The sequence below is a fragment of the Streptomyces sp. NPDC086077 genome (genome assembly GCF_040686175.1).
Classification (GTDB): Bacteria; Actinomycetota; Actinomycetes; order Streptomycetales; family Streptomycetaceae; genus Streptomyces.
The window spans coordinates 1-23,136 of sequence record NZ_JBFBJT010000066.1 but is presented as its reverse complement, the minus strand read 5'-3'; the positions used below and the strand labels follow the sequence as shown (position 1 = coordinate 23,136).

General features: G+C 67.3%; 38 protein-coding genes. 36 read left to right on the top strand and 2 right to left on the bottom strand.

Features of this window, described 5'->3' with window-relative positions; all coding sequences use genetic code 11:
• Positions 1-135: 135 nt before the first annotated feature.
• On the top strand, positions 136-1,503 hold the full coding sequence (gdhA, locus tag AB0O67_RS20245) for an NADP-specific glutamate dehydrogenase (protein ID WP_365451877.1): 1,368 nt from the start codon (positions 136-138) through the stop codon (positions 1,501-1,503).
• On the opposite strand, the gene AB0O67_RS20240 is transcribed toward gdhA, so the two are convergent.
• On the bottom strand, positions 1,496-1,873 hold the full coding sequence (locus tag AB0O67_RS20240; protein WP_365451875.1) for a hypothetical protein: 378 nt from the start codon (positions 1,871-1,873) through the stop codon (positions 1,496-1,498). The two genes, gdhA and AB0O67_RS20240, sit on opposite strands and share 8 nt — an antisense overlap.
• Before the next feature lie 176 nt (positions 1,874-2,049).
• Here AB0O67_RS20240 and AB0O67_RS20235 point away from each other — a divergent pair, with 176 nt between their 5' ends.
• The 32 genes from AB0O67_RS20235 (at position 2,050) to truA (ending at position 20,532) form a co-directional block, all read left to right on the top strand.
• Positions 2,050-2,766: a YoaK family protein gene (locus AB0O67_RS20235; protein WP_365451873.1), complete on the top strand. Its 717-nt coding sequence runs from the start codon at positions 2,050-2,052 to the stop codon at positions 2,764-2,766.
• 442 nt (positions 2,767-3,208) lie between these two features.
• Positions 3,209-3,517, top strand: coding sequence for a 30S ribosomal protein S10 (gene rpsJ / locus AB0O67_RS20230; RefSeq protein ID WP_003948644.1), 309 nt, complete (start codon positions 3,209-3,211; stop codon positions 3,515-3,517).
• A 17-nt stretch (positions 3,518-3,534) separates the two neighbouring features.
• The gene (gene rplC, locus AB0O67_RS20225; protein WP_007384065.1) at positions 3,535-4,179 is read left to right on the top strand and encodes a 50S ribosomal protein L3; all 645 of its coding nucleotides are present in this window, start codon (positions 3,535-3,537) and stop codon (positions 4,177-4,179) included.
• 8 nt (positions 4,180-4,187) lie between these two features.
• Complete coding sequence (rplD, locus tag AB0O67_RS20220; protein ID WP_365451871.1) at positions 4,188-4,844, top strand: 50S ribosomal protein L4; 657 nt, start codon at positions 4,188-4,190, stop codon at positions 4,842-4,844.
• Positions 4,844-5,263 (top strand): 50S ribosomal protein L23, encoded by a 420-nt coding sequence (rplW, locus tag AB0O67_RS20215; protein ID WP_365451869.1) that lies wholly within the window; start codon positions 4,844-4,846, stop codon positions 5,261-5,263. Before rplD ends, rplW begins: the two co-directional genes overlap by 1 nt.
• Positions 5,264-5,303: 40 nt before the next feature.
• Positions 5,304-6,140, top strand: a complete 837-nt coding sequence (gene rplB, locus AB0O67_RS20210) for a 50S ribosomal protein L2 (protein WP_217143312.1) — start codon at positions 5,304-5,306, stop codon at positions 6,138-6,140.
• Positions 6,141-6,152: 12 nt separating this feature from the next.
• Positions 6,153-6,434 carry a 30S ribosomal protein S19 gene (gene rpsS, locus AB0O67_RS20205; RefSeq protein ID WP_356692142.1) on the top strand — a complete coding sequence of 94 codons (282 nt, stop codon included), beginning with the start codon at positions 6,153-6,155 and terminating at the stop codon, positions 6,432-6,434.
• A 41-nt stretch (positions 6,435-6,475) separates the two neighbouring features.
• Positions 6,476-6,823, top strand: coding sequence for a 50S ribosomal protein L22 (gene rplV / locus AB0O67_RS20200; protein ID WP_003974262.1), 348 nt, complete (start codon positions 6,476-6,478; stop codon positions 6,821-6,823).
• Entirely contained in the window at positions 6,823-7,656 is an 834-nt protein-coding gene (gene rpsC / locus AB0O67_RS20195) for a 30S ribosomal protein S3 (protein WP_210572717.1), read from the top strand. Before rplV ends, rpsC begins: the two co-directional genes overlap by 1 nt.
• 5 nt (positions 7,657-7,661) lie before the next feature.
• The gene (gene rplP, locus AB0O67_RS20190) at positions 7,662-8,081 is read left to right on the top strand and encodes a 50S ribosomal protein L16 (RefSeq protein WP_005313579.1); all 420 of its coding nucleotides are present in this window, start codon (positions 7,662-7,664) and stop codon (positions 8,079-8,081) included.
• Entirely contained in the window at positions 8,081-8,305 is a 225-nt protein-coding gene (gene rpmC, locus AB0O67_RS20185) for a 50S ribosomal protein L29 (protein WP_007494763.1), read from the top strand. Before rplP ends, rpmC begins: the two co-directional genes overlap by 1 nt.
• Positions 8,305-8,589, top strand: coding sequence for a 30S ribosomal protein S17 (gene rpsQ / locus AB0O67_RS20180; RefSeq protein ID WP_365451865.1), 285 nt, complete (start codon positions 8,305-8,307; stop codon positions 8,587-8,589). Before rpmC ends, rpsQ begins: the two co-directional genes overlap by 1 nt.
• 102 nt (positions 8,590-8,691) lie before the next feature.
• Complete coding sequence (rplN, locus tag AB0O67_RS20175; protein WP_003998823.1) at positions 8,692-9,060, top strand: 50S ribosomal protein L14; 369 nt, start codon at positions 8,692-8,694, stop codon at positions 9,058-9,060.
• A gap of 2 nt (positions 9,061-9,062) precedes the next feature.
• On the top strand, positions 9,063-9,386 hold the full coding sequence (gene rplX / locus AB0O67_RS20170) for a 50S ribosomal protein L24 (protein WP_365451863.1): 324 nt from the start codon (positions 9,063-9,065) through the stop codon (positions 9,384-9,386).
• Complete coding sequence (gene rplE / locus AB0O67_RS20165) at positions 9,386-9,943, top strand: 50S ribosomal protein L5 (RefSeq protein ID WP_030788262.1); 558 nt, start codon at positions 9,386-9,388, stop codon at positions 9,941-9,943. The genes rplX and rplE overlap by 1 nt, the downstream gene beginning before the upstream one ends.
• 5 nt (positions 9,944-9,948) lie before the next feature.
• Positions 9,949-10,134, top strand: coding sequence for a type Z 30S ribosomal protein S14 (locus AB0O67_RS20160; protein ID WP_003948630.1), 186 nt, complete (start codon positions 9,949-9,951; stop codon positions 10,132-10,134).
• Positions 10,135-10,344: 210 nt separating this feature from the next.
• Positions 10,345-10,743 (top strand): 30S ribosomal protein S8, encoded by a 399-nt coding sequence (gene rpsH, locus AB0O67_RS20155; protein ID WP_015658459.1) that lies wholly within the window; start codon positions 10,345-10,347, stop codon positions 10,741-10,743.
• Positions 10,744-10,767: 24 nt separating this feature from the next.
• Positions 10,768-11,307 carry a 50S ribosomal protein L6 gene (rplF, locus tag AB0O67_RS20150; RefSeq protein WP_365451861.1) on the top strand — a complete coding sequence of 180 codons (540 nt, stop codon included), beginning with the start codon at positions 10,768-10,770 and terminating at the stop codon, positions 11,305-11,307.
• Positions 11,308-11,310: 3 nt separating this feature from the next.
• On the top strand, positions 11,311-11,694 hold the full coding sequence (rplR, locus tag AB0O67_RS20145) for a 50S ribosomal protein L18 (protein ID WP_067018998.1): 384 nt from the start codon (positions 11,311-11,313) through the stop codon (positions 11,692-11,694).
• Positions 11,695-11,735: 41 nt separating this feature from the next.
• On the top strand, positions 11,736-12,341 hold the full coding sequence (rpsE, locus tag AB0O67_RS20140; protein ID WP_009190144.1) for a 30S ribosomal protein S5: 606 nt from the start codon (positions 11,736-11,738) through the stop codon (positions 12,339-12,341).
• A gap of 2 nt (positions 12,342-12,343) precedes the next feature.
• Complete coding sequence (gene rpmD, locus AB0O67_RS20135) at positions 12,344-12,526, top strand: 50S ribosomal protein L30 (RefSeq protein ID WP_003974250.1); 183 nt, start codon at positions 12,344-12,346, stop codon at positions 12,524-12,526.
• 2 nt (positions 12,527-12,528) lie between these two features.
• Entirely contained in the window at positions 12,529-12,984 is a 456-nt protein-coding gene (gene rplO, locus AB0O67_RS20130) for a 50S ribosomal protein L15 (protein WP_003974249.1), read from the top strand.
• A gap of 243 nt (positions 12,985-13,227) precedes the next feature.
• Entirely contained in the window at positions 13,228-14,541 is a 1,314-nt protein-coding gene (gene secY / locus AB0O67_RS20125; RefSeq protein ID WP_365451857.1) for a preprotein translocase subunit SecY, read from the top strand.
• Positions 14,541-15,203: an adenylate kinase gene (locus tag AB0O67_RS20120; RefSeq protein WP_365451855.1), complete on the top strand. Its 663-nt coding sequence runs from the start codon at positions 14,541-14,543 to the stop codon at positions 15,201-15,203. Before secY ends, AB0O67_RS20120 begins: the two co-directional genes overlap by 1 nt.
• A 135-nt stretch (positions 15,204-15,338) precedes the next feature.
• Positions 15,339-16,175 (top strand): type I methionyl aminopeptidase, encoded by an 837-nt coding sequence (gene map, locus AB0O67_RS20115; protein WP_365451853.1) that lies wholly within the window; start codon positions 15,339-15,341, stop codon positions 16,173-16,175.
• A 154-nt stretch (positions 16,176-16,329) separates the two neighbouring features.
• Positions 16,330-16,551, top strand: coding sequence for a translation initiation factor IF-1 (gene infA, locus AB0O67_RS20110; RefSeq protein ID WP_003948620.1), 222 nt, complete (start codon positions 16,330-16,332; stop codon positions 16,549-16,551).
• 65 nt (positions 16,552-16,616) lie between these two features.
• Complete coding sequence (gene rpmJ / locus AB0O67_RS20105; RefSeq protein ID WP_003974245.1) at positions 16,617-16,730, top strand: 50S ribosomal protein L36; 114 nt, start codon at positions 16,617-16,619, stop codon at positions 16,728-16,730.
• Between the two features lie 193 nt (positions 16,731-16,923).
• Positions 16,924-17,304, top strand: coding sequence for a 30S ribosomal protein S13 (rpsM, locus tag AB0O67_RS20100; RefSeq protein WP_365451851.1), 381 nt, complete (start codon positions 16,924-16,926; stop codon positions 17,302-17,304).
• Positions 17,305-17,370: 66 nt separating this feature from the next.
• The gene (gene rpsK / locus AB0O67_RS20095; protein WP_003956432.1) at positions 17,371-17,775 is read left to right on the top strand and encodes a 30S ribosomal protein S11; all 405 of its coding nucleotides are present in this window, start codon (positions 17,371-17,373) and stop codon (positions 17,773-17,775) included.
• 151 nt (positions 17,776-17,926) lie between these two features.
• Positions 17,927-18,949: a DNA-directed RNA polymerase subunit alpha gene (locus AB0O67_RS20090; RefSeq protein ID WP_003966937.1), complete on the top strand. Its 1,023-nt coding sequence runs from the start codon at positions 17,927-17,929 to the stop codon at positions 18,947-18,949.
• Between the two features lie 136 nt (positions 18,950-19,085).
• Positions 19,086-19,601: a 50S ribosomal protein L17 gene (gene rplQ, locus AB0O67_RS20085; protein WP_365451849.1), complete on the top strand. Its 516-nt coding sequence runs from the start codon at positions 19,086-19,088 to the stop codon at positions 19,599-19,601.
• Positions 19,602-19,674: 73 nt separating this feature from the next.
• Positions 19,675-20,532, top strand: a complete 858-nt coding sequence (gene truA / locus AB0O67_RS20080; protein ID WP_365451847.1) for a tRNA pseudouridine(38-40) synthase TruA — start codon at positions 19,675-19,677, stop codon at positions 20,530-20,532.
• A gap of 21 nt (positions 20,533-20,553) precedes the next feature.
• Here truA and AB0O67_RS20075 read toward each other — a convergent pair whose 3' ends face one another.
• Entirely contained in the window at positions 20,554-21,435 is an 882-nt protein-coding gene (locus AB0O67_RS20075; protein ID WP_365451845.1) for a hypothetical protein, read from the bottom strand.
• 74 nt (positions 21,436-21,509) lie between these two features.
• On the opposite strand from AB0O67_RS20075, the gene AB0O67_RS20070 reads away from it, so the two are divergent.
• The 3 genes from AB0O67_RS20070 (at position 21,510) to rpsI (ending at position 23,031) form a co-directional block, all read left to right on the top strand.
• Positions 21,510-21,758, top strand: a complete 249-nt coding sequence (locus tag AB0O67_RS20070; RefSeq protein ID WP_365451843.1) for a hypothetical protein — start codon at positions 21,510-21,512, stop codon at positions 21,756-21,758.
• A 274-nt stretch (positions 21,759-22,032) separates the two neighbouring features.
• Positions 22,033-22,476 carry a 50S ribosomal protein L13 gene (rplM, locus tag AB0O67_RS20065; protein WP_123974783.1) on the top strand — a complete coding sequence of 148 codons (444 nt, stop codon included), beginning with the start codon at positions 22,033-22,035 and terminating at the stop codon, positions 22,474-22,476.
• A 42-nt stretch (positions 22,477-22,518) separates the two neighbouring features.
• The gene (gene rpsI, locus AB0O67_RS20060) at positions 22,519-23,031 is read left to right on the top strand and encodes a 30S ribosomal protein S9 (protein WP_010036632.1); all 513 of its coding nucleotides are present in this window, start codon (positions 22,519-22,521) and stop codon (positions 23,029-23,031) included.
• The last annotated feature ends 105 nt before the right edge of the window (positions 23,032-23,136 follow it).

Sequence of the window (23,136 nt, the reverse complement as noted above, 5' to 3'; positions counted from 1 at the left end):
ATCCCGGTGCTCGGTCGGCTCGGCCCGGCCGTTGGTCCGGGTGGACGCGCCAAGCGCGGGACACGTGTCCTGAACGCGCGGGGCGGGTAGGCCGTACCAGCGGTCGGGCCGGAGGAACCGGATGAAAGGGAGCCCGTGACGAAGCGACGCGACGAGACCAGGACGACGGACACGCTGGACCGCCTCCGCGCGGAGATCGAGGACCGCAACCCCGCGCAGCCGGAGTTCCTCCAGGCCGTCGCCGAGGTGCTGGACACGCTGGCACCGGTGCTGGCGGACCGCCCGGAGTACGCGGAGCCGGGGCTGGTGGAGCGGCTGTGCGAGCCGGAGCGGCAGATCATCTTCCGGGTCCCGTGGCAGGACGACCGGGGCCGGGTGCACGTCAACCGGGGCTTTCGCGTGGAGTTCAACAGCGCGCTCGGCCCGTACAAGGGCGGCCTGCGCTTCCACCCCTCGGTGAACCTCGGCATCGTCAAGTTCCTGGGCTTCGAGCAGGTATTCAAGAACGCGCTGACCGGCCTCGGCATCGGCGGCGGAAAGGGCGGTAGCGACTTCGATCCGAGGGGACGCAGCGACGCGGAGGTCATGCGGTTCTGCCAGTCCTTCATGACCGAACTGCACCGCCACATCGGCGCACACACGGACGTGCCGGCGGGTGACATCGGCGTCGGAGCCCGGGAGATCGGCTATCTCTTCGGCCAGTACCGCCGCATCACCAACCGCTGGGAGGCCGGCGTCCTCACCGGCAAGGGCCCGGGCTGGGGCGGCTCACTGATCCGCCCGGAGGCGACGGGGTACGGCAACGTCCTGTTCACTGCGGCGATGCTGCGGGAGCGTGGCGAGGACCTGGAGGGCCAGTCCGTGGTCGTGTCGGGCTCCGGGAACGTGGCGGTCCACACCATCGAGAAGCTGACTGCTCTCGGCGCCAACCCGATCACCTGCTCGGACTCCTCCGGCTACGTGGTCGACGAGAAGGGTGTCGACCTGGAGCTGCTGCGGCAGGTCAAGGAGGTGGAGCGGGCCCGGATCGGCACGTACGCGCAGCGCCGGGGCGCCTCGGCGCGCTTCGTGCCGGGCGGCCGGGTCTGGGAGGTTCCGGCCGACGTCGCCCTGCCGTCCGCGACCCAGAACGAACTGGACGAGAACGACGCCGCGGCCCTGATCCACAACGGCGTGAAGGCCGTCTCGGAGGGCGCGAACATGCCGTCGACCCCGGAGGCGGTCCAGCTGTTCCAGCGGTCCGGGGTCGCCTTCGGCCCCGCCAAGGCGGCGAACGCCGGCGGCGTGGCGGTCAGCGCCCTGGAGATGGCCCAGAACGCGTCCCGTACGGCCTGGCCGGCGGTCCGCGTCGAGGAGGAACTCGCCCGCGTCATGGCCGACATCCACACCACCTGCCGCGAGACCGCCGCCCGCTACGGCCGCCCCGGCGACTACGTGGCGGGCGCGAACATCGCGGGCTTCGAGCGGGTGGCGGAGGCGATGGTCGCGCAGGGGGTCATCTGAGACGCGGAAGGACCAGGTGGTGCGGCCGCCCGCTTCCGGCCGTGTCAGATGCGTTGGACGGTGTGCAGCTTCGTCGCGTACGTGACCGTGCCGTCGAGGAGTGCCGCGCCGCCCAGGTCGGACATCGTGGGGCCGTTGACCACCCGGTGAGCGGCGTCCCCAGCGTCACCTGCGTGAAGTAGGAGGCGTCCAGCGGTGGCAGCGTCACCGTGGAACGGCCCGACGTCGGACCCGACGGCACGGGGAACGGCTCGACGGCGTGCACCGGTCCGGCGGCCCGCGCCGGGGCGGCGGCCAGAGCGCCCAGCGGGACGGAGGCGGCGGAGGCGGCGAGGGTGGCGAGCAGGCTGCGCCGGGAAGTGATCGACATGCCGACCATGATCACGTCAGGCGGGCCGCGGAAGACAGCCGTCCGCGTGACGGCCCGGCGGGCGGCGGCGCCGGGGCCCTTCGCGGGACCGAACCTGATCGGCCTAGCGGCCCGCGGCAGCGGAGGCCGGACGCGTGGGTCGCGGCTTACGGTCCCCGTATGGAGCGGACCCCCGCATGAAGCCCAAGGCGGGCGTCGGGCTCACCTCGGCCCTGGTGGTGCTCACGCTGACGACCGGCATGATCGAGGCCGTCAGCTTTCTCGTGCTGGGACCGACCTTCACGGCCGTACAGACCGGCAACATCCTCTTCCTCGCCTTCGCGCTCATCGGCGCGGCCAAGCTCTCACCGGCCGCGGCGGGGGTCTCCCTCGCCGGCTTCGTGGTCGGCGCGGTGGCCGGCTCCCTGTTCGGGGCCTACGTGGACGTCCACGGCCGCCGTTGGTTCGTCCCCGGCCTGACCATCGAGGCGCTGCTCCTGGGGTGCGGCGGCCTGGTCGCGTGGCGTGTCCGTCCCGGCGAGCCGGGCGGACCCGTCACCGGCCACCATCTCCTCGTGATCGCCCTGGTGGCCGCGGCCATGGGCGTACGCAACGTCACCACCATGCGGGTGCAGGTCCCGGACGTGCCCACCACGGTGTCCACGCGCCCGCTCACCGCGCTCCTCGGCGGTCTCGTCCCGGCCGCCGACCGCCGCATCGGCTCCGGCCTGCGCACCCAGGGCCGCCGCTTCGTCTCGGTCGGCGCGATGTTCGCGGGCGGCCTGCTGGGCGCCTGGCTCCTGCACGAGGGGCTGCGCCCCGCGGTGCTCCTGCTGGTGCCCGCCGCGTCGGCCCTGTTACTGGGTGTGGTGTTCCGGGCGATGCCCCGACGGCGGGCGTGGGAGCCGGACTGAGCGGGGCCGCGCCCGGGGTTGGGCGGCTTCCGGTGCGCCGGGCCAGGGTTTGACCTGCGTCACCCCGGGGGTATTCTCTCCGGCTCGATTGGCGTCGGCAGTGCCCCATATGGCAGACTGTCCGAGTTGCTCGGTCGAGTGTTGATGCTGCGCGCCTCCCGCCGGGAGGACCGGAAGCGAGTCCCACAGTACTCGTCGTCCTCATGTGGGGCGGACGTACGGGAATCTTCCGGGAAGTGTCAGTGCGGCACCGACCAGGCACCCGGTGGGCCTCTCGCCCCCGGTTCACGGTTCCGGCAGGGCTGTGTGCGATCCCGTAGGGATGTTCGAACAAGGGACGTCTTTGTCAGCGAGACTGCGACACGCCCGACCGCGTGGGTCGGAGAAGAGGACGGGAACACCGGGTTCCAGAGCTGTAGAGAGACAGGACTACGAAGTAGCCATGGCGGGACAGAAGATCCGCATCCGGCTCAAGGCCTACGACCACGAGGTCATCGACTCCTCGGCGAAGAAGATCGTCGAGACGGTGACCCGCACTGGTGCGTCGGTCGCGGGCCCGGTGCCGCTGCCCACTGAGAAGAACGTGTACTGCGTCATCAAGTCGCCGCACAAGTACAAGGACTCGCGCGAGCACTTCGAGATGCGCACGCACAAGCGCCTGATCGACATCCTCGACCCGACGCCCAAGACCGTTGACTCCCTGATGCGACTCGACCTCCCGGCCGGTGTCGACATCGAGATCAAGCTCTGAGGCCGGTGATCTGAGAGATGGCTAAGCAGATCAAGGGCATCCTGGGCGAGAAGCTCGGCATGACGCAGGTGTGGGACGAGAACAACCGTGTTGTTCCGGTCACCGTCGTCAAGGCCGGCCCCAACGTCGTCACCCAGGTCCGCACGAACGACGCCGACGGCTACGAGTCCGTCCAGATCGCGTTCGGCGAGATCGACCCGCGCAAGGTGAACAAGCCCCTCAAGGGCCACTTCGCCAAGGCCGACGTCACTCCCCGCCGCCACCTCGTCGAGATCCGTACCGCTGACGCCAGCGAGTACACCCTCGGCCAGGAGATCACCGCCGAGGTGTTCGAGGCCGGCATCAAGGTCGACGTGACCGGCAAGAGCAAGGGCAAGGGCTTCGCCGGTGTCATGAAGCGTCACAACTTCAAGGGCCTCGGCGCCGGACACGGCACCCAGCGCAAGCACCGCTCGCCCGGTTCCATCGGTGGCTGCGCCACCCCGGGCCGCGTGTTCAAGGGCCTCCGCATGGCGGGTCGCATGGGCAACGAGCGGGTCACCACCCAGAACCTGACCGTCCACGCCGTTGACGCGGAGAAGGGTCTGCTGCTCATCAAGGGCGCGGTTCCCGGTCCGAACGGCGGCCTCGTCCTGGTCCGCACCGCGGCCAAGGGGGCCTGAGGTAACCGATGAGCACTGTTGACATCCTTTCGCCGGCGGGCGACAAGGCCGGTTCCGTCGAGCTCCCCGCGGAGATCTTCGGCGTTGAGAAGGTCAGCATTCCGCTGATCCACCAGGTCGTCGTCGCACAGCTGGCCGCTGCCCGTCAGGGCACGCACAAGACCAAGACCCGCGGTGAAGTCCGTGGTGGCGGCAGGAAGCCGTACCGCCAGAAGGGCACCGGTCGCGCCCGCCAGGGTTCGACCCGCGCGCCGCAGTTCGCCGGCGGTGGCGTCGTCCACGGCCCGCAGCCGCGTGACTACTCGCAGCGGACCCCGAAGAAGATGAAGGCTGCCGCTCTGCGTCACGCCCTCACCGACCGGGCCCGCCACAACCGCATCCACGTCGTCTCCGGCGTCGTCGAGGGTGAGAACCCGTCGACGAAGGCCGCCCGGACGCTGTTCGGCAAGATCTCGGAGCGCAAGAACCTGCTCCTGGTCGTCGACCGCGCCGACGAGGCCGCGTGGCTGTCCGCCCGCAACCTGCCCCAGGTCCACATCCTGGAGCCGGGCCAGCTGAACACGTACGACGTTCTCGTCTCGGACGACGTGGTCTTCACCAAGGCCGCCTTCGAGTCCTTCGTGTCCGGCCCGAAGGCCACCGACACCGAAGGGAGCGAGGCCTGATGGCTACGCGTCACCCGAGCATCGCCTCCAAGGCGGCCAAGGTCGCCAAGGCCGCGCGCGTCGCCAAGGCGCGCCGCCACGAGGCCGAGGGCAAGAACACCGTCGTCACCCCGGCGAGCAAGGCCTTCACGGACCCCCGTGACGTCCTGCTCAAGCCGGTCGTGTCCGAGAAGAGCTACGCGCTTCTCGACGAGGGCAAGTACACGTTCATCGTGGCCCCGAACGCCAACAAGACCCAGATCAAGCAGGCCGTCCAGGCGGTCTTCTCGGTCAAGGTCACCGGCGTGAACACGATCAACCGCCAGGGCAAGCGCAAGCGGACCCGCACCGGCTTCGGCCAGCGCGCGGGTACCAAGCGCGCGATCGTGACCCTCGCCGAGGGCGACCGTATCGACATCTTCGGCGGTCCGACCTCCTGACGGAGGTCCGGATCGTCCGATATCGGACGAGGACTGAGAAATGGGAATCCGCAAGTACAAGCCGACGACTCCGGGCCGTCGTGGCTCCAGCGTCGCCGACTTCGTCGAGGTCACGCGGTCCACGCCGGAGAAGTCGCTGGTTCGCCCGCTGCACAGCAAGGGCGGCCGTAACAACGCCGGTCGTGTGACCGTTCGCCACCAGGGTGGCGGACACAAGCGCGCCTACCGAGTGATCGACTTCCGTCGTCACGACAAGGACGGCGTGCCGGCGAAGGTCGCGCACATCGAGTACGACCCCAACCGCACCGCGCGTATCGCGCTGCTGCACTACGCCGACGGCGAGAAGCGCTACATTCTCGCCCCGCGCAACCTGCAGCAGGGTGACCGCGTCGAGAACGGTCCCGGGGCCGACATCAAGCCGGGCAACAACCTGGCCCTCCGCAACATCCCGGTCGGTACCACGATCCACGCGATCGAGCTCCGTCCCGGTGGCGGTGCCAAGTTCGCCCGCTCCGCCGGTGCCTCCGTGCAGCTGCTCGCGAAGGAGGGCTCGATGGCCCACCTCCGCATGCCGTCCGGAGAGATCCGCCTGGTCGACGTGCGCTGCCGCGCCACCGTCGGCGAGGTCGGCAACGCCGAGCAGTCGAACATCAACTGGGGTAAGGCGGGCCGTAAGCGCTGGCTGGGCGTTCGCCCGACCGTGCGTGGTGTGGTCATGAACCCGGTCGACCACCCGCACGGTGGTGGTGAGGGACGTACCTCCGGTGGACGCCACCCGGTGTCCCCGTGGGGCAAGAAGGAAGGCCGTACTCGTTCGCCCAAGAAGGCGTCGAACAAGTACATCGTCCGCCGCCGCAAGACGAACAAGAAGCGCTAAGGACGGGTTGAGATGCCTCGTAGCTTGAAGAAGGGGCCCTTCGTCGACGACCACCTGCTGAAGAAGGTGGACGCCCAGAACGAAGCCGGCACCAAGAACGTCATCAAGACCTGGTCCCGTCGCTCGATGATCGTGCCGGCCATGCTCGGCCACACGCTCGCGGTGCACAACGGCAAGACCCACATCCCGGTGTTCGTCACCGAGTCGATGGTCGGCCACAAGCTCGGCGAGTTCTCGCCGACGCGCACCTTCCGGGGCCACGTCAAGGACGACCGGAAGTCGAAGCGCCGCTAACGCGGATCGCATTCAGACAAAGAAACCTGAAAGGGACAACCATGGAAGCCAGGGCCCAGGCGCGGTACATCCGCGTCACGCCCATGAAGGCCCGCCGTGTGGTGGACCTCATCCGTGGCATGGATGCCACGGAGGCCCAGGCGGTCCTGCGATTCGCTCCGCAGGCTGCCTCCGTACCGGTCGGCAAGGTGCTCGACAGCGCCATTGCCAACGCCGCGCACAACTACGACCACACCGACGCCGACAGCCTCTTCATTTCCGAGGCGTACGTCGACGAGGGCCCGACCCTGAAGCGGTTCCGGCCGCGTGCCCAGGGCCGCGCCTACCGGATCCGCAAGCGGACCAGCCACATCACCGTGGTCGTCAGCAGCAAGGAAGGAACCCGGTAATGGGCCAGAAGGTTAACCCGCATGGGTTCCGCCTCGGTGTCACCACGGACTTCAAGTCCCGGTGGTACGCCGACAAGCTGTACAAGGACTACGTCAAGGAAGACGTCGCCATCCGCCGGATGATGACGTCCGGCATGGAGCGCGCCGGTATCTCGAAGGTTGAGATCGAGCGCACCCGTGACCGCGTCCGCGTCGACATCCACACCGCTCGCCCGGGCATCGTCATCGGCCGCCGCGGCGCCGAGGCCGACCGCATCCGCGGCGACCTGGAGAAGCTGACCGGCAAGCAGGTCCAGCTGAACATCCTCGAGGTCAAGAACCCCGAGACCGATGCTCAGCTGGTCGCCCAGGCCGTCGCCGAGCAGCTCTCCTCCCGCGTCTCCTTCCGTCGGGCCATGCGTAAGAGCATGCAGTCCGCCATGAAGGCCGGCGCCAAGGGCATCAAGATCCAGTGCGGTGGCCGCCTCGGCGGCGCCGAGATGTCCCGCTCGGAGTTCTACCGCGAGGGCCGTGTGCCCCTGCACACGCTCCGCGCGAACGTGGACTACGGCTTCTTCGAGGCCAAGACGACCTTCGGCCGCATCGGTGTGAAGGTCTGGATCTACAAGGGCGACGTCAAGAACATCGCCGAGGTCCGTGCCGAGAACGCTGCCGCCCGTGCGGGTAACCGCCCGGCTCGCGGTGGCGGCGCCGACCGCCCGGCCCGTGGTGGCCGTGGCGGCGAGCGTGGCGGGCGCGGTCGCAAGCCGCAGCAGGCTGCTGGTGCCGAGGCCCCCAAGGCCGAGGCCCCCGCGGCTGCCGCTCCGGCTGAGAGCACCGGAACGGAGGCCTGACCGAAATGCTGATCCCCCGTAGGGTCAAGCACCGCAAGCAGCACCACCCGAAGCGCCGCGGTATGGCCAAGGGTGGTACGACGGTTGCGTTCGGCGAGTACGGCATCCAGGCCATGACTCCGGCGTACGTGACCAACCGCCAGATCGAGGCGGCTCGTATCGCGATGACCCGCCACATCAAGCGTGGCGGCAAGGTCTGGATCAACATCTACCCGGACCGCCCCCTCACCAAGAAGCCCGCCGAGACCCGCATGGGTTCCGGTAAGGGTTCTCCGGAGTGGTGGGTCGCGAACGTGCACCCGGGTCGGGTCATGTTCGAGCTGTCTTACCCCAACGAGAAGATCGCCCGTGAGGCGCTGACTCGTGCGGCCCACAAGCTGCCGATGAAGTGCCGGATCGTCAAGCGCGAGGCAGGTGAAGCGTGATGTCGGCCGGTACCAAGGCGTCCGAGCTGCGCGAGCTGGGCAACGAGGAGCTTCTGGCGAAGCTCCGCGAGGCCAAGGAAGAGCTGTTCAATCTCCGCTTCCAGGCGGCGACCGGCCAGCTCGAGAACCATGGCCGTCTCAAGGCGGTCCGCAAGGACATCGCCCGGATCTACACCCTCATGCGTGAGCGTGAGCTCGGCATCGAGACGGTGGAGAACGCCTGATGAGCGAGAACAACGTGACTGAGAACACCGAGGCACGCGGCTTCCGCAAGACCCGTGAGGGTCTTGTCGTCAGCGACAAGATGGACAAGACCGTCGTCGTCGCTGTCGAGGACCGCGTCAAGCACGCGCTGTACGGCAAGGTCATCCGCCGTACGAACAAGCTCAAGGCGCACGACGAGCAGAACGCCGCGGGCGTCGGCGACCGTGTCCTCCTCATGGAGACCCGGCCGCTGTCCGCGACGAAGCGCTGGCGCATCGTCGAGATCCTCGAGAAGGCCAAGTAATCCCTCCTAGGGGGACCCCCTAGGCATCGTTCCGCCAGGCTCGGGGCGGGTGTGTGCATTGCGCAGCCGCCCCGGGAACCGGCAGACAACCAGGAGATAGACGTGATCCAGCAGGAGTCGCGACTGCGTGTCGCCGACAACACTGGTGCGAAGGAGATCCTTTGCATCCGTGTGCTCGGTGGCTCCGGTCGCCGCTACGCGGGTATCGGTGACGTCATCGTCGCCACCGTCAAGGACGCGATCCCCGGTGGCAACGTGAAGAAGGGTGACGTCGTCAAGGCGGTCATCGTTCGCACCGTCAAGGAGCGCCGCCGTCCGGACGGCTCGTACATCCGCTTCGACGAGAACGCCGCCGTCATTCTGAAGAACGACGGCGACCCTCGCGGCACCCGTATCTTCGGCCCCGTCGGCCGTGAGCTGCGCGAGAAGAAGTTCATGAAGATCATCTCGCTCGCGCCGGAGGTGCTGTAAGCATGAAGATCAAGAAGGGCGACCTGGTCCAGGTCATCACCGGCAAGGACAAGGGCAAGCAGGGCAAGGTCATTGCCGCTTACCCGCGCGACGAGCGCGTCCTGGTCGAGGGTGTCAACCGGGTCAAGAAGCACACCAAGGCCGGTCCCACGGCTCGCGGTTCGCAGGCCGGCGGCATCATCACCACCGAAGCCCCCATTCACGTGAGCAACGTGGCGCTCGTCGTGGAGAAGGACGGCAACAAGGTCGTGACCCGTGTCGGTTACCGCTTCGACGACGAAGGCAACAAGATCCGCGTTGCCAAGCGGACGGGTGAGGACATCTGATGGCTACCACCACCACTCCGCGTCTGAAGACGAAGTACCGCGAGGAGATCGCGGGCAAGCTGCGTGAGGAGTTCTCCTACGAGAACGTCATGCAGATCCCCGGCCTCGTCAAGATCGTGGTCAACATGGGTGTGGGCGACGCCGCCCGCGACTCCAAGCTGATCGAGGGCGCCATCCGCGACCTCACCACGATCACCGGTCAGAAGCCGGCCGTCACCAAGGCCCGCAAGTCCATCGCGCAGTTCAAGCTGCGTGAGGGACAGCCGATCGGTGCCCACGTCACACTCCGTGGCGACCGCATGTGGGAGTTCCTGGACCGCACCCTGTCGCTCGCGCTGCCGCGCATCCGCGACTTCCGCGGCCTGTCCCCCAAGCAGTTCGACGGCCGTGGCAACTACACCTTCGGTCTCACGGAGCAGGTCATGTTCCACGAGATCGACCAGGACAAGATCGACCGCGTCCGGGGTATGGACATCACCGTGGTCACCACGGCGACCAACGACGCTGAGGGCCGTGCGCTCCTTCGTCACCTCGGCTTCCCGTTCAAGGAGGCGTGAGCGAGATGGCGAAGAAGGCTCTGATCGCTAAGGCTGCTCGCAAGCCCAAGTTCGGTGTGCGTGGCTACACCCGCTGCCAGCGCTGCGGCCGCCCGCACTCCGTGTACCGCAAGTTCGGCCTGTGCCGCGTGTGCCTTCGTGAGATGGCTCACCGTGGCGAGCTGCCGGGCGTGACCAAGAGCTCCTGGTAATCCCTGTAAAAGGGGATTCCTGAAGCTCTCGGTAAGCATCTGGGTCGGCAGGAGCCCTTCTCCGTATGCCTTAGGCTTGCGGGGTTGGGCGTCTGCCGCCCGTACGACTTACTACGCCGTAGGTCCACCGCGCCGCACCCGTCCCGTCTCGGATCGGGGAGAGGGATGGCGCACCAGGAAACCCCGGCGAGAGAGGCCGAAGGCCAATTCATGACCATGACTGATCCGATCGCAGACATGCTTACGCGTCTGCGGAACGCGAACTCGGCGTACCACGACACAGTGGCGATGCCGCACTCGAAGATCAAGTCGCACATCGCGGAGATCCTCCAGCAGGAGGGCTTCATCACGGGCTGGAAGGTCGAGGACGCCGAAGTCGGCAAGAACCTCGTCCTGGAGCTGAAGTTCGGCCCCAACCGTGAGCGCTCCATCGCGGGCATCAAGCGGATCTCCAAGCCCGGTCTCCGGGTGTACGCGAAGTCCACCAACCTGCCGAAGGTGCTCGGCGGCCTCGGCGTGGCGATCATCTCCACGTCGCACGGGCTTCTCACCGACAAGCAGGCCGGCAAGAAGGGCGTAGGCGGAGAAGTTCTCGCCTACGTCTGGTAACGGAAGGGAACGGAGGAAACAGCTATGTCGCGCATCGGCAAGCTCCCCATCGCGGTTCCCGCCGGCGTGGACGTCACCATCGACGGCCGTACGGTCAAGGTCAAGGGCCCCAAGGGCGAGCTGACCCACACCGTCGTGGCACCGATCGAGATCGTCAAGGGTGAGGACGGCGTTCTGAACGTCACCCGCCCGAACGACGAGCGTCAGAACAAGGCCCTCCACGGCCTGTCCCGCACGCTGGTGGCGAACATGATCACCGGCGTGACCCAGGGTTACGTGAAGAAGCTCGAGATCAGTGGTGTCGGTTACCGCGTGACCGCCAAGGGCTCGAACCTTGAGTTCGCGCTCGGCTACAGCCACCCGATCGTGGTCGAGGCCCCCGAGGGCATCTCCTTCAAGGTGGAGAACCCGACCCGTTTCTCGGTCGAGGGCATCGACAAGCAGAAGGTCGGCGAGGTTGCGGCCAACATCCGCAAGCTGCGCAAGCCCGACCCGTACAAGGCCAAGGGCGTCAAGTACGAGGGCGAAGTCATCCGCCGCAAGGTCGGAAAGGCGGGTAAGTAAGCCATGGCATACGGACAGAAGATCCTCAAGGGCGACGCCTACAAGCGCGCCGCGATCAAGCGCCGTCACATCCGGATCCGCAAGCGGATCGCCGGTACGGCGGAGCGTCCTCGTCTGGTCGTTACCCGCTCCAACCGCCACATCGTGGCCCAGGTGATCGACGACATCAAGGGTCACACCCTGGCGTCGGCGTCCACCCTGGACACCTCGGTGCGCGGTGGCGAGGGCGACAAGTCCGCACAGGCCAAGCAGGTCGGCGCCCTGGTCGCCGAGCGCGCCAAGGCCGCGGGCGTCGAGGCCGTCGTATTCGACCGTGGTGGCAACCAGTACGCCGGGCGCATCGCTGCCCTGGCGGACGCCGCCCGCGAAGCCGGACTCAAGTTCTGAGTCGGTTCCGTAGCTAGCGGAGACAGAGAGAGGTAATTCCAATGGCTGGACCCCAGCGCCGCGGTGGCGGTGCCGGTGGCGGCGAGCGGCGGGACCGGAAGGGCCGTGACGGCGGCGCAGCTGCCGCCGAGAAGACCGCGTACGTTGAGCGCGTCGTCGCGATCAACCGCGTCGCCAAGGTTGTGAAGGGTGGTCGTCGCTTCAGCTTCACCGCGCTGGTCGTGGTGGGCGACGGTGACGGCACCGTGGGTGTCGGTTACGGCAAGGCCAAGGAGGTGCCGGCCGCCATCGCCAAGGGTGTTGAGGAGGCCAAGAAGCACTTCTTCAAGGTCCCCCGGATCCAGGGCACCATCCCGCACCCGATCCAGGGTGAGAAGGCTGCCGGTGTCGTGCTCCTGAAGCCGGCGTCGCCGGGTACCGGTGTTATCGCCGGTGGTCCCGTGCGTGCCGTGCTGGAGTGCGCCGGTATCCACGACGTGCTGTCGAAGTCGCTCGGCTCCGACAACGCGATCAACATCGTGCACGCGACCGTGGAGGCCCTGAAGGGCCTGCAGCGTCCCGAGGAGATCGCGGCGCGCCGTGGTCTGCCGCTCGAGGACGTCGCCCCCGCGGCTCTTCTCCGTGCGCGTGCCGGGGCGGGTGCGTAATCATGGCGCAGCTCAAGATTACGCAGGTCAAGTCCTACATCGGCAGCAAGCAGAACCACCGTGACACCCTGCGTTCCCTTGGTCTCAAGGGCATCAACACGCAGGTCGTCAAGGAGGACCGCCCCGAGTTCCGCGGCATGGTGCACACCGTCCGCCACCTCGTGACGGTCGAGGAGGTCGACTGATCATGGCGGAGAACAACCCGCTCAAGATCCACAACCTCCGTCCCGCCCCGGGCGCCAAGACCGCCAAGACCCGTGTGGGTCGTGGTGAGGCGTCGAAGGGTAAGACGGCCGGTCGTGGTACCAAGGGTACGAAGGCTCGTTACCAGGTTCCGGAGCGCTTCGAGGGTGGCCAGATGCCCCTCCACATGCGTCTTCCGAAGCTGAAGGGCTTCAAGAACCCGTTCAAGACCGAGTTCCAGGTCGTGAACCTCGACAAGCTGGCCGCGCTCTACCCCGAGGGTGGCGAGGTCACCGTCGAGGGTCTGGTGGCCAAGGGTGCCGTTCGCAAGAACAGCCTCGTCAAGGTCCTCGGCCAGGGCGAGATCTCCGTGGCGCTGCAGGTGACGGTCGACGCCGTCTCCGGCTCCGCCAAGGAGAAGATCACCGCCGCCGGCGGTACCGTCACCGAGCTCGTCTGAACGCAACAGGCGCCTCGATGACTTGAGCGATCCCGACCGGGGATACCCCACAAATGGGGTATCCCCGGTTGGTCGTTCCAAGGGTGGCAGTCCCGCGGGTAAGGTGGCCTGCACTGCCAACTTTCACAGCTGTCGCACGTCGGGCACTTTGAGCGGCAGTTGACCGTTATCCATGTCGTTGTTCTATTGGAACCTCAAGACCGTCACCCTTGACGCAGACGCGCGGGGGTCGCAGGAGGCACCGTGCTCACCGCGTTCGCCCGGGCGTTCAAGACGCCCGACCTGCGCAAGAAGCTGCTCTTCACGCTCGGCATCATCGTGGTGTACCGAGTCGGTACACACATCCCGATTCCGGGCGTCGACTACCAGAACGTCCAGACCTGTATCGACGTAGCCAAGGGCAACCAGGGTCTGTTCGGTCTGGTCAACATGTTCAGCGGCGGCGCCCTGCTGCAGATCACGATCTTCGCGCTCGGCATCATGCCCTACATCACCGCGAGCATCATCCTGCAACTCCTGACGGTGGTGATTCCCCGCCTCGAAGCCCTCAAGAAGGAGGGCCAGGCGGGTACGGCGAAGATCACGCAGTACACCCGCTACCTGACCGTGGCGCTCGCCATCCTGCAGGGCACCGGCCTCGTCGCCACCGCCCGCAGCGGCGCCCTGTTCCAGGGCTGCCCGGTCGCCGGGCAGATCGTCCCCGACCAGTCGATCTTCGTCACCGTCACCATGGTGATCGTCATGACCGCCGGCACGGCCGTGGTGATGTGGCTCGGCGAGCTCATCACCGACCGCGGCATCGGCAACGGCATGTCGATCCTGATGTTCATCTCGATCGCCGCCACCTTCCCGTCCGCCCTGTGGGCCATCAAGCAGCAGGGCACGCTGGCCGACGGCTGGATCGAGTTCGGCACGGTCATCCTCGTCGGCCTGTTCATGGTCGGCCTGGTGGTCTTCGTCGAGCAGGCCCAGCGCCGGATCCCGGTGCAGTACGCAAAGCGCATGATCGGTCGCCGTGCCTACGGCGGTACGTCCACGTACATCCCGCTCAAGGTGAACCAGGCGGGTGTGATTCCCGTCATCTTCGCCTCGTCGCTGCTCTACATCCCGGCGCTGATCGCGCAGTTCTCCAGCGGTAACTCCGGATGGAAGAGCTGGATCGAGGGTCACCTGGTCCAGGGAGACCATCCGATTTACATCACTCTGTACTTCTTGCTCATTGTTTTCTTCGCGTTCTTCTACGTGGCGATCTCCTTCAACCCCGAGGAAGTCGCCGACAACATGAAGAAGTATGGTGGCTTCATCCCGGGCATCCGGGCTGGCCGACCGACCGCTGAGTACCTGAGTTACGTACTCAACCGGATCACCTGGCCGGGTTCGCTGTATCTGGGTCTGATCGCTCTCGTGCCGACGATGGCGTTGGTTGGTTTCGGGGCAAACCAGAACTTCCCGTTCGGTGGTACCAGCATCCTGATCATCGTGGGTGTCGGTCTCGAGACGGTGAAGCAGATCGAGAGCCAGCTCCAGCAGCGCAATTACGAAGGGTTCCTCCGCTGATGCGAATCGTCCTCGTCGGCCCGCCGGGTGCCGGTAAGGGTACGCAGGCCACTCGCCTTGCCGAGAAGCTGTCGATCCCGCACATCTCCACGGGCGACCTGTTCCGCGCCAACATCAGTCGGCAGACGGAGCTCGGCAAGCTGGCGAAGTCCTACATGGACGCCGGCAACCTGGTCCCGGACGAGGTCACCATCGCCATGGCGAAGGACCGCATGGAGCAGCCGGACGCCGAGAACGGCTTCCTGCTGGACGGTTTCCCCCGGAACGTCTCGCAGGCCGAGGCGCTGGACGAGCTGCTCCAGAACGAGGGCATCACCCTGGACGCCGTGCTGGACCTGGAGGCGCCCGAGGCGGAGGTCGTCAAGCGGATCGCCGGGCGGCGTATCTGCCGGAAGGACTCCGCGCACGTCTTCCACGTGACGTACAGCGCGCCGAAGCAGGAGGGCGTCTGCGACGTCTGCGGCGGCGAGCTGTACCAGCGGGACGACGACACCGAGGAGACCGTGCGCAAGCGGCTCGAGGTCTACCACACGCAGACCGAGCCGATCATCGACTACTACAAGGCGCAGGGCCTGGTAGTGACCATCTCCGCGATGGGCGCGGTCGACGAGGTCACGGGCCGCGCCCTGGAGGCGCTCAAGCGCGAGGGCGACGGTCAGTAGTCGTTCGTCGTACGTGGTCGGCGGCCGCGGTTCCCCCTGAGGGGACCGCGGCCGCTGCGTGGGGTGGGCGGCCGTGGTCGCCCCGTATCGTGGAAGCAGTCCGTCCCTTCCCGGTCCAGAAAGGCCGTCGTCTTCATGGTGCAGATCAAGAGTCCCGAGCAGATCGCCAAGATGCGTGAGGCCGGGTTGGTCGTCGCCGCCATTCACGCGGCCACGCGTGCGGCGGCGGTGCCCGGGGCCAGTACGAAGGATCTGGACGAGGTGGCGCGCAAGGTGCTGGCGGAGCACGGTGCCAAGTCGAACTTCCTGGGGTACGGCGGCTTCCCCGCGACCATCTGCACCTCGGTGAACGAGGTCGTCGTGCACGGCATCCCGTCCGAGGACGTCGTCCTCAAGGACGGCGACATGATCTCGATCGACTGCGGTGCGATCGTCGACGGCTGGCACGGCGACGCCGCGTACACGGCCTTCGTGGGCTCCGGTCACGCCCCGGAGCTGATCGAGCTGTCGCGGGTGACCGAGGAGTCGATGTGGGCCGGCATCGCGGCCATGAAGCTGGGCAACCGGCTCGTCGACATCTCCCGGGCCATCGAGACGTACATCCGCCGGCAGCCGAAGTCCGGCGGCGGCCGTTACGGGATCATCGAGGACTACGGCGGCCACGGCATCGGCACCGAGATGCACATGGACCCGCACCTGCTGAACTACGTCGACCGGCGCCGGGGCAAGGGTGCGAAGCTGGTCCCCGGCTTCTGCCTGGCCATCGAGCCGATGGTGTCGCTGGGCACTCCGAGGACCGAGGTCCTCAAGGACGACTGGACGGTCATCACGACCGACGGCACCTGGTCCTCCCACTGGGAACACTCCATCGCCCTGACCGAACAGGGCCCGCTGGTCCTGACGGCCCCCGACGGGGGCAAGGCGAAGCTCGCGGAGTACGGGATCACGGCGGCGCCGGATCCGGTCGCTTAATGATCATGGGCTTGGGGCAGACTGCCTCGATTCGTCTTTCCGGGTGCGCTGACGTAGACTGACTCGTCGGCTCCTGTGCACCCGCATGTCTGCATGCGCCCGTAAGGGAAAAGTCCAGGGGTCGATCAAGGTAGTCGATTCCGAAGGGCGAAGCGTGGCCAAGAAGCAAGGTGCCATCGAGATCGAGGGCACTGTCGTCGAGTCTCTGCCGAACGCCATGTTCAAGGTCGAGCTCCAGAACGGCCACCAGGTCCTGGCACACATCAGCGGCAAGATGCGTATGCACTACATCCGCATCCTCCCTGACGACCGGGTCGTGGTGGAGTTGTCTCCGTACGACCTCACGCGTGGCCGGATCGTCTACCGCTACAAGTAGATCTTGCCCTCGCCCCCTGTCTCCGACGCGGGGCCGTCGGCAACTGACCCGGAGAACCTCACCCCATGAAGGTCAAGCCGAGCGTCAAGAAGATCTGCGACAAGTGCAGGGTGATCCGCCGTCACGGCCGGGTCATGGTCATCTGCGACAACCCGCGCCACAAGCAGCGCCAGGGCTGACCGCAGGACCTTTCCCTCTGCACCGCTTTCGCAGAGATTCGCGCGACGCGAGCTGAATATGTTCATACGCAGGGCCCGAGCCGCGCCATGGCTTGACACCCCCGGTCGGAGGCCGGGGACCCAGTTCGTACCTCATACGGCGACTGGGAACCGGTCCTGTGGAAGACCTCCGAAGATCACCAGGAGCCATTGAATGGCACGCGTTTCCGGTGTCGACATCCCGCGCGAAAAGCGCGTGGAGGTCGCCCTCACCTACGTGTTCGGCATCGGCCGGACCCTCTCGCAGGCGACGCTGGCCGCCACGGGCATCGACCCGAACACCCGCGTCCGCGACCTGAGCGAAGAGCAGCTCGTCGCGATCCGCGAGTACGTCGACAACAACATCAAGACCGAGGGTGACCTCCGTCGCGAGATCCAGGCCGACATCCGCCGCAAGGTCGAGATCGGCTGCTACCAGGGTCTGCGTCACCGCCGCGGCCTGCCGGTCCGCGGTCAGCGCACCAGCACCAACGCCCGCACCCGCAAGGGCCCGCGTCGCGCCATCGCCGGCAAGAAGAAGCCGGGCAAGAAGTAGTCCGCAGCGGACTCGCCGTCCAGCGGTCTTCGCTGTAGGACCGACCACCTCCCGTAGGAGTAAGAGATGCCCCCCAAGGGACGTCAGGGCGCTGCCAAGAAGGTGCGCCGCAAGGAAAAGAAGAACGTCGCTCACGGCCACGCGCACATCAAGAGCACGTTCAACAACACGATCGTCTCCATCACGGACCCGTCCGGCAACGTGATCTCCTGGGCCTCCGCCGGCCACGTCGGCTTCAAGGGCTCCCGGAAGTCCACGCCGTTCGCCGCGCAGATGGCCGCCGAGTCGGCTGCCCGCCGCGCCCAGGAGCACGGCATGCGCAAGGTCGACGTGTTCGTCAAGGGCCCGGGTTCCGGTCGTGAGACCGCCATCCGTTCGCTCCAGGCGACCGGTCTCGAGGTCGGCTCCATCCAGGACGTCACCCCGACTCCGCACAACGGCTGCCGTCCGCCCAAGCGCCGCCGCGTCTGATCTTCGACACAGGCCGCTTGGTCTGAGGTTTTCGGGCGGTACGACTCCTTCGGGTCGTATCGCCCGTACCCTTGTAAGGAATCGACATCGGGCTGCCGCCCGGTGGCTCAGGGCGTCAAATAGCGGGCGCCCCTGACAGAAGGAACGCAACATGCTGATTGCTCAGCGTCCCTCGTTGACCGAAGAGGTCGTCGACGAGTTCCGCTCCCGGTTCGTGATCGAGCCGCTGGAGCCGGGCTTCGGCTACACCCTCGGCAACTCCCTCCGCCGGACCCTCCTGTCCTCGATCCCGGGTGCGGCGGTCACGTCCATCCGTATCGACGGCGTGCTGCACGAGTTCACCACCGTGCCGGGCGTCAAGGAGGACGTCACCGACCTGATCCTCAACATCAAGCAGCTGGTCGTCTCCTCGGAGCACGACGAGCCGGTCGTGATGTACCTGCGCAAGCAGGGCCCGGGTCTGGTCACCGCCGCCGACATCGCGCCGCCGGCCGGTGTCGAGGTGCACAACCCCGACCTCGTCCTCGCCACGCTCAACGGCAAGGGCAAGCTGGAGATGGAGCTGACGGTCGAGCGCGGCCGCGGTTACGTCTCCGCCGTGCAGAACAAGCAGGTGGGCCAGGAGATCGGCCGTATCCCGGTCGACTCCATCTACTCGCCCGTGCTGAAGGTCACGTACAAGGTCGAGGCCACGCGTGTCGAGCAGCGCACCGACTTCGACAAGCTGATCGTCGACGTCGAGACCAAGCAGGCCATGCGGCCGCGCGACGCCATGGCGTCCGCCGGTAAGACGCTGGTCGAGCTGTTCGGTCTCGCGCGTGAGCTGAACATCGACGCCGAGGGCATCGACATGGGTCCGTCGCCGACGGACGCCGCGCTCGCCGCCGATCTGGCGCTGCCGATCGAGGAGCTGGAGCTCACCGTTCGGTCGTACAACTGCCTCAAGCGCGAGGGCATCCACTCCGTGGGTGAGCTCGTGGCGCGTTCCGAGGCCGACCTGCTCGACATCCGCAACTTCGGTGCGAAGTCGATCGACGAGGTCAAGGCGAAGCTGGCCGGCATGGGCCTGGCCCTGAAGGACAGCCCGCCCGGATTCGACCCCACCGCCGCCGCGGACGCGTTCGGTGCCGATGACGACGCCGACGCCGGTTTCGTGGAGACCGAGCAGTACTGACTCGGCTGCCGCGCCCCTCACGGGGCGCGGCTCTTCCGGAGTCGTAGAACGCTTCGGATCTCCGACAGGCGACCGCCTGCTCGGATACTGACCTCGGTACCTGATACGGCCGGGGCAGAGACACAGGAGATGGAAAATGCCGAAGCCCACCAAGGGTGCCCGTATGGGCGGCAGTGCCGCGCACGAGAAGCTGCTTCTCGCGAACCTCGCGAAGGCGCTCTTCGAGCACGGTCGTATCACCACCACCGAGGCGAAGGCGCGCAAGCTGCGTCCGTACGCCGAGCGTCTGGTCACCAAGGCGAAGAAGGGCGACCTTCACAACCGCCGTCAGGTGCTCCAGGTGATCACGGACAAGAGCATCGTCCACACGCTCTTCACCGAGATCGGCCCGCGCTACGAGAACCGTCCGGGTGGCTACACCCGTATCACCAAGATCGGTAACCGCCGTGGCGACAACGCGCCCATGGCTGTCATCGAGCTGGTCGAGGCGCTGACGGTCGCGCAGCAGGCCACTGGTGAGGCCGAGGCCGCCACCAAGCGTGCGGTCAAGGAAGACGCCCTCAAGAAGGACGAGGCCGCCGAGGCCAAGTCCGACGAGGCCGTCGAGGCTCCGGCCGAGGAGTCCAAGGACGAGGAGTCCAAGGACGCCTGAGGCAGCCGCCTTGCGTGAAGCGGGTCCGTCCTTCGGGGCGGGCCCGCTTTCGTGCGGGTGAGAGGATCCAGGGGTGAGTGACGAAGTACAGCCCGGCCATGTGCGTATCCGCCTCGACCTGTCGTACGACGGCGGCGAGTTCCACGGCTGGGCCAAGCAGGCCGGTGGGAAGCGGACCGTGCAGGGGGAGATCGAGGACGCGCTACGGACCGTGACGCGGTCGCGGCACACGACGTACGAGCTGACCGTGGCCGGCCGGACCGACGCCGGGGTCCACGCGCGAGGCCAGGTGGCGCACGTCGATCTGCCCCGGGAGGTGTGGGCGGAGCAGAAGGAGAAGCTGCTCAAGCGGCTCGCCGGGCGGCTGCCGAAGGACGTGCGGGTGTGGGCCCTGCGGGAGGCCCCGGCCGGCTTCAACGCCCGTTTCTCGGCCGTCTGGCGCCGTTACGCCTACCGCGTCACCGACAATCCCGGCGGCGTGGACCCGCTGCTGCGGGGCCACGTCCTGTGGCACGACTGGCCGCTTGACGTCGACGCGATGAACGAGGCGGCCCGGGCGCTGCTGGGGGAGCACGACTTCGCCGCCTACTGCAAGAAGCGGGAGGGGGCCACGACCATCCGCACCCTGCAGGAGCTGAGCCTGGTGCGCGGTGACGACGGGATCATCACCGCGACCGTGCGGGCCGACGCCTTCTGCCACAACATGGTGCGCTCGCTGATAGGCGCGCTGCTGTTCGTGGGGGACGGGCACCGCCCCGCGGACTGGCCGGGGAAGGTGCTCGCCGCCGGCGTGCGGGACTCGGCGGTGCATGTCGTACGGCCGCACGGGCTGACGCTGGAGGAGGTCGGCTACCCGGCGGACGACCAGCTGGCCGCGCGCAACAAGGAGGCGCGCAACAAGCGGTCGCTGCCGGCCGCGGGCTGCTGCTGAGCTGGCGCCGCCCGGCGGCGCCTACTCGTTCGCCGCCGCCGAGGCCTGGGCCTCGCCCCGCCTGCGGATCTGGCGGAAGGTGAACTCGGCCAGGTCGTCGCCGGTGGAGAAGACCGCCGTGTCCTTGGGGGTCACGTCGTTGCCGTTGGTGAAGCCGGCGATGGTGAAGTAGGCGTAGCGGCCGTGGGAGTTGGTCGTGGAGCGGCAGACCGCGGCGTTGCAGAACGCCTTGACGCCGCCGCCGGACAGCGACTTCACGATGCTCTTGCTGTCGGCCTGCTTCTTGGCCTTGGCGGCCTGGGCCTCGGTGTCGAAGACAGCCACGCCCACCGTCACAGCCATGCCGTCCTTGGTGTAGGTGACGCGCAGCAGCCGGGTGCAGTCGTTGGCCTTGAGCACCTCCGGGAGGCTTCCCGCGGCGGCCGTGGCGCAGTTCTTGGTGTCGGCCGTCGGCCCCTTCTTGTAGACGGTCTCGCCCATGGTCAGCTGGGTGCCGGGGAAGAGACCGGCCACGCTGAGCGGGGCGGTGTCCTTGGTCTTGCTGGAGATGAAGTCCTTCGGGTCCAGCGGCGGCGGCGCGCTGGTCGGTGCGAAGGACGGCGCCGGCGCGCCGGACTCGCTGGGGATGTCCGCGGTCGCGGGCAACTGGGAGGTCTGGTTGTTCGACGCCTGGTTGTTGCCGTTCGCGGACACGACGGCCACCGCGACGGCGGCGCCCACCGCCACGGTCGCGAGCGCGCCGCCGCCGATGAACAGCAGCCGGCGCCGCTTGTGGCGCGACTCGGACGCCTCGGCGAGTGCGGCCCAGTCCGGTGTCTGGTCGCTGCCGCTGTTCCAGGGCTGCTGCGATTGCGGTTTCCAGGGATCCCACTGGGACTGGGGTCCCCCCTGCCCATAGCTCATGGGGCGCAGTTTAGACGGGCCGAGGGGTGTGCTGGTCCGTCTCAACGAGCCCTAAAAGCCCTAGCGTTCGCTCCATGAGCACGGGCAAATACGGCATCTCCGGGTGGTTGGTACGAAGGGTCGCGGGCGGCCTGTGGGGGGTGCTCGTGGATATCGCCGTGGGTCTGGTGCTCTCGGGGACCCGGGTGCCGGGGCCGTCGTACGACCTTCTGCTGCTGGTCGTGCCGCGTTGCTGCTCGGTGCGGGTGCGCCGGCGGGCGCGGCGGGCGCTCACCTTCTGTGCGGCGGCCGTCACCGTGCGGTGCGAGCGGATGCGGTCCTGAAAAATGGCGGGTGGCGAGGCCTTAAACTGGGCAGGAAAGCTGGATGCCGTGCTCGTGGTGCACCCGTTTTGACCGGGTGGACGCGCCACAGGTATCCTGCTTCTTCGTTGTGTATTGGCTTGCTCATTCTCACGGGACGGGCCCTTACACCGGTCCACCGGGCCGATGACCAGCGACCAGCACGCGGTTTGCGTCACCGCTGTGCGGTCAGGGCTGTCGTGATCGTTTCGGTGACCTGTTCAGGACCATTCACTCGAAGCGAAGGCTACGAACCGTGCGTACGTACAGCCCCAAGCCCGGCGATGTGACGCGCCAGTGGCACGTCATCGACGCTCAGGACATCGTCCTGGGTCGTCTCGCCACCACCGCCGCGTCCCTTCTGCGGGGCAAGCACAAGCCGATCTACGCTCCCCACGTCGACACCGGTGACTTCGTCATCATCATCAACGCCGACAAGGTGCACCTCTCCGGCAACAAGCGGACGCAGAAGATGGCGTACCGCCACTCCGGCTACCCGGGTGGTCTGCGCTCCGTCCGTTACGACGAGCTGCTCGACAAGAACCCCGAGAAGGCGATCGAGAAGGCCGTCAAGGGCATGCTTCCCAAGAACACCCTGGGCCGTCAGATGCTCTCCAAGCTGAAGGTCTACCGCGGCGAGAACCACCCCCACGCTGCCCAGCAGCCGGTTCCGTTCGAGATCACCCAGGTCGCGCAGTAAGTCCGGCCACCCCCTAAGACTGAAGAGAATCTGAGGAGAATCGTGGCCGAGACCACTGCCGAGCAGCCGCTCGAAGAGCTTGACATCGACAGCTACACCACCGAGTCCGAGGTCCCCGTCGAGGGTGAGTACACCTCGGAGTCGATGGCGTCCCGCTTCGGCGAGCCCCAGCCGGCCGCCGGCCTGGGCCGTCGCAAGAACGCCATCGCCCGTGTCCGGATCGTTCCGGGCACCGGCAAGTGGAAGATCAACGGTCGCACCCTTGAGGACTACTTCCCCAACAAGGTGCACCAGCAGGAAGTCAACGAGCCCTTCAAGGTGCTCGAGCTCGAGGGGCGCTACGACGTCATCGCCCGTATCGCCGGTGGCGGCGTCTCCGGCCAGGCCGGTGCGCTCCGTCTCGGTGTCGCCCGTGCGCTGAACGAGGCCGACGTCGACAACAACCGCGGTGCGCTGAAGAAGGCGGGCTTCCTGCGCCGCGACGACCGTGCGGTCGAGCGCAAGAAGGCCGGTCTGAAGAAGGCCCGCAAGGCTCCGCAGTACAGCAAGCGCTAAACCGCGGGCTGTACTCCGAACGCCCCGGCGGCGAAGAGGTCCCTCGCCTGGTACTCGAACAGGTCCACGCGCTTCCGTCCCTATCAGTGATCTCGCGGTTCGTTG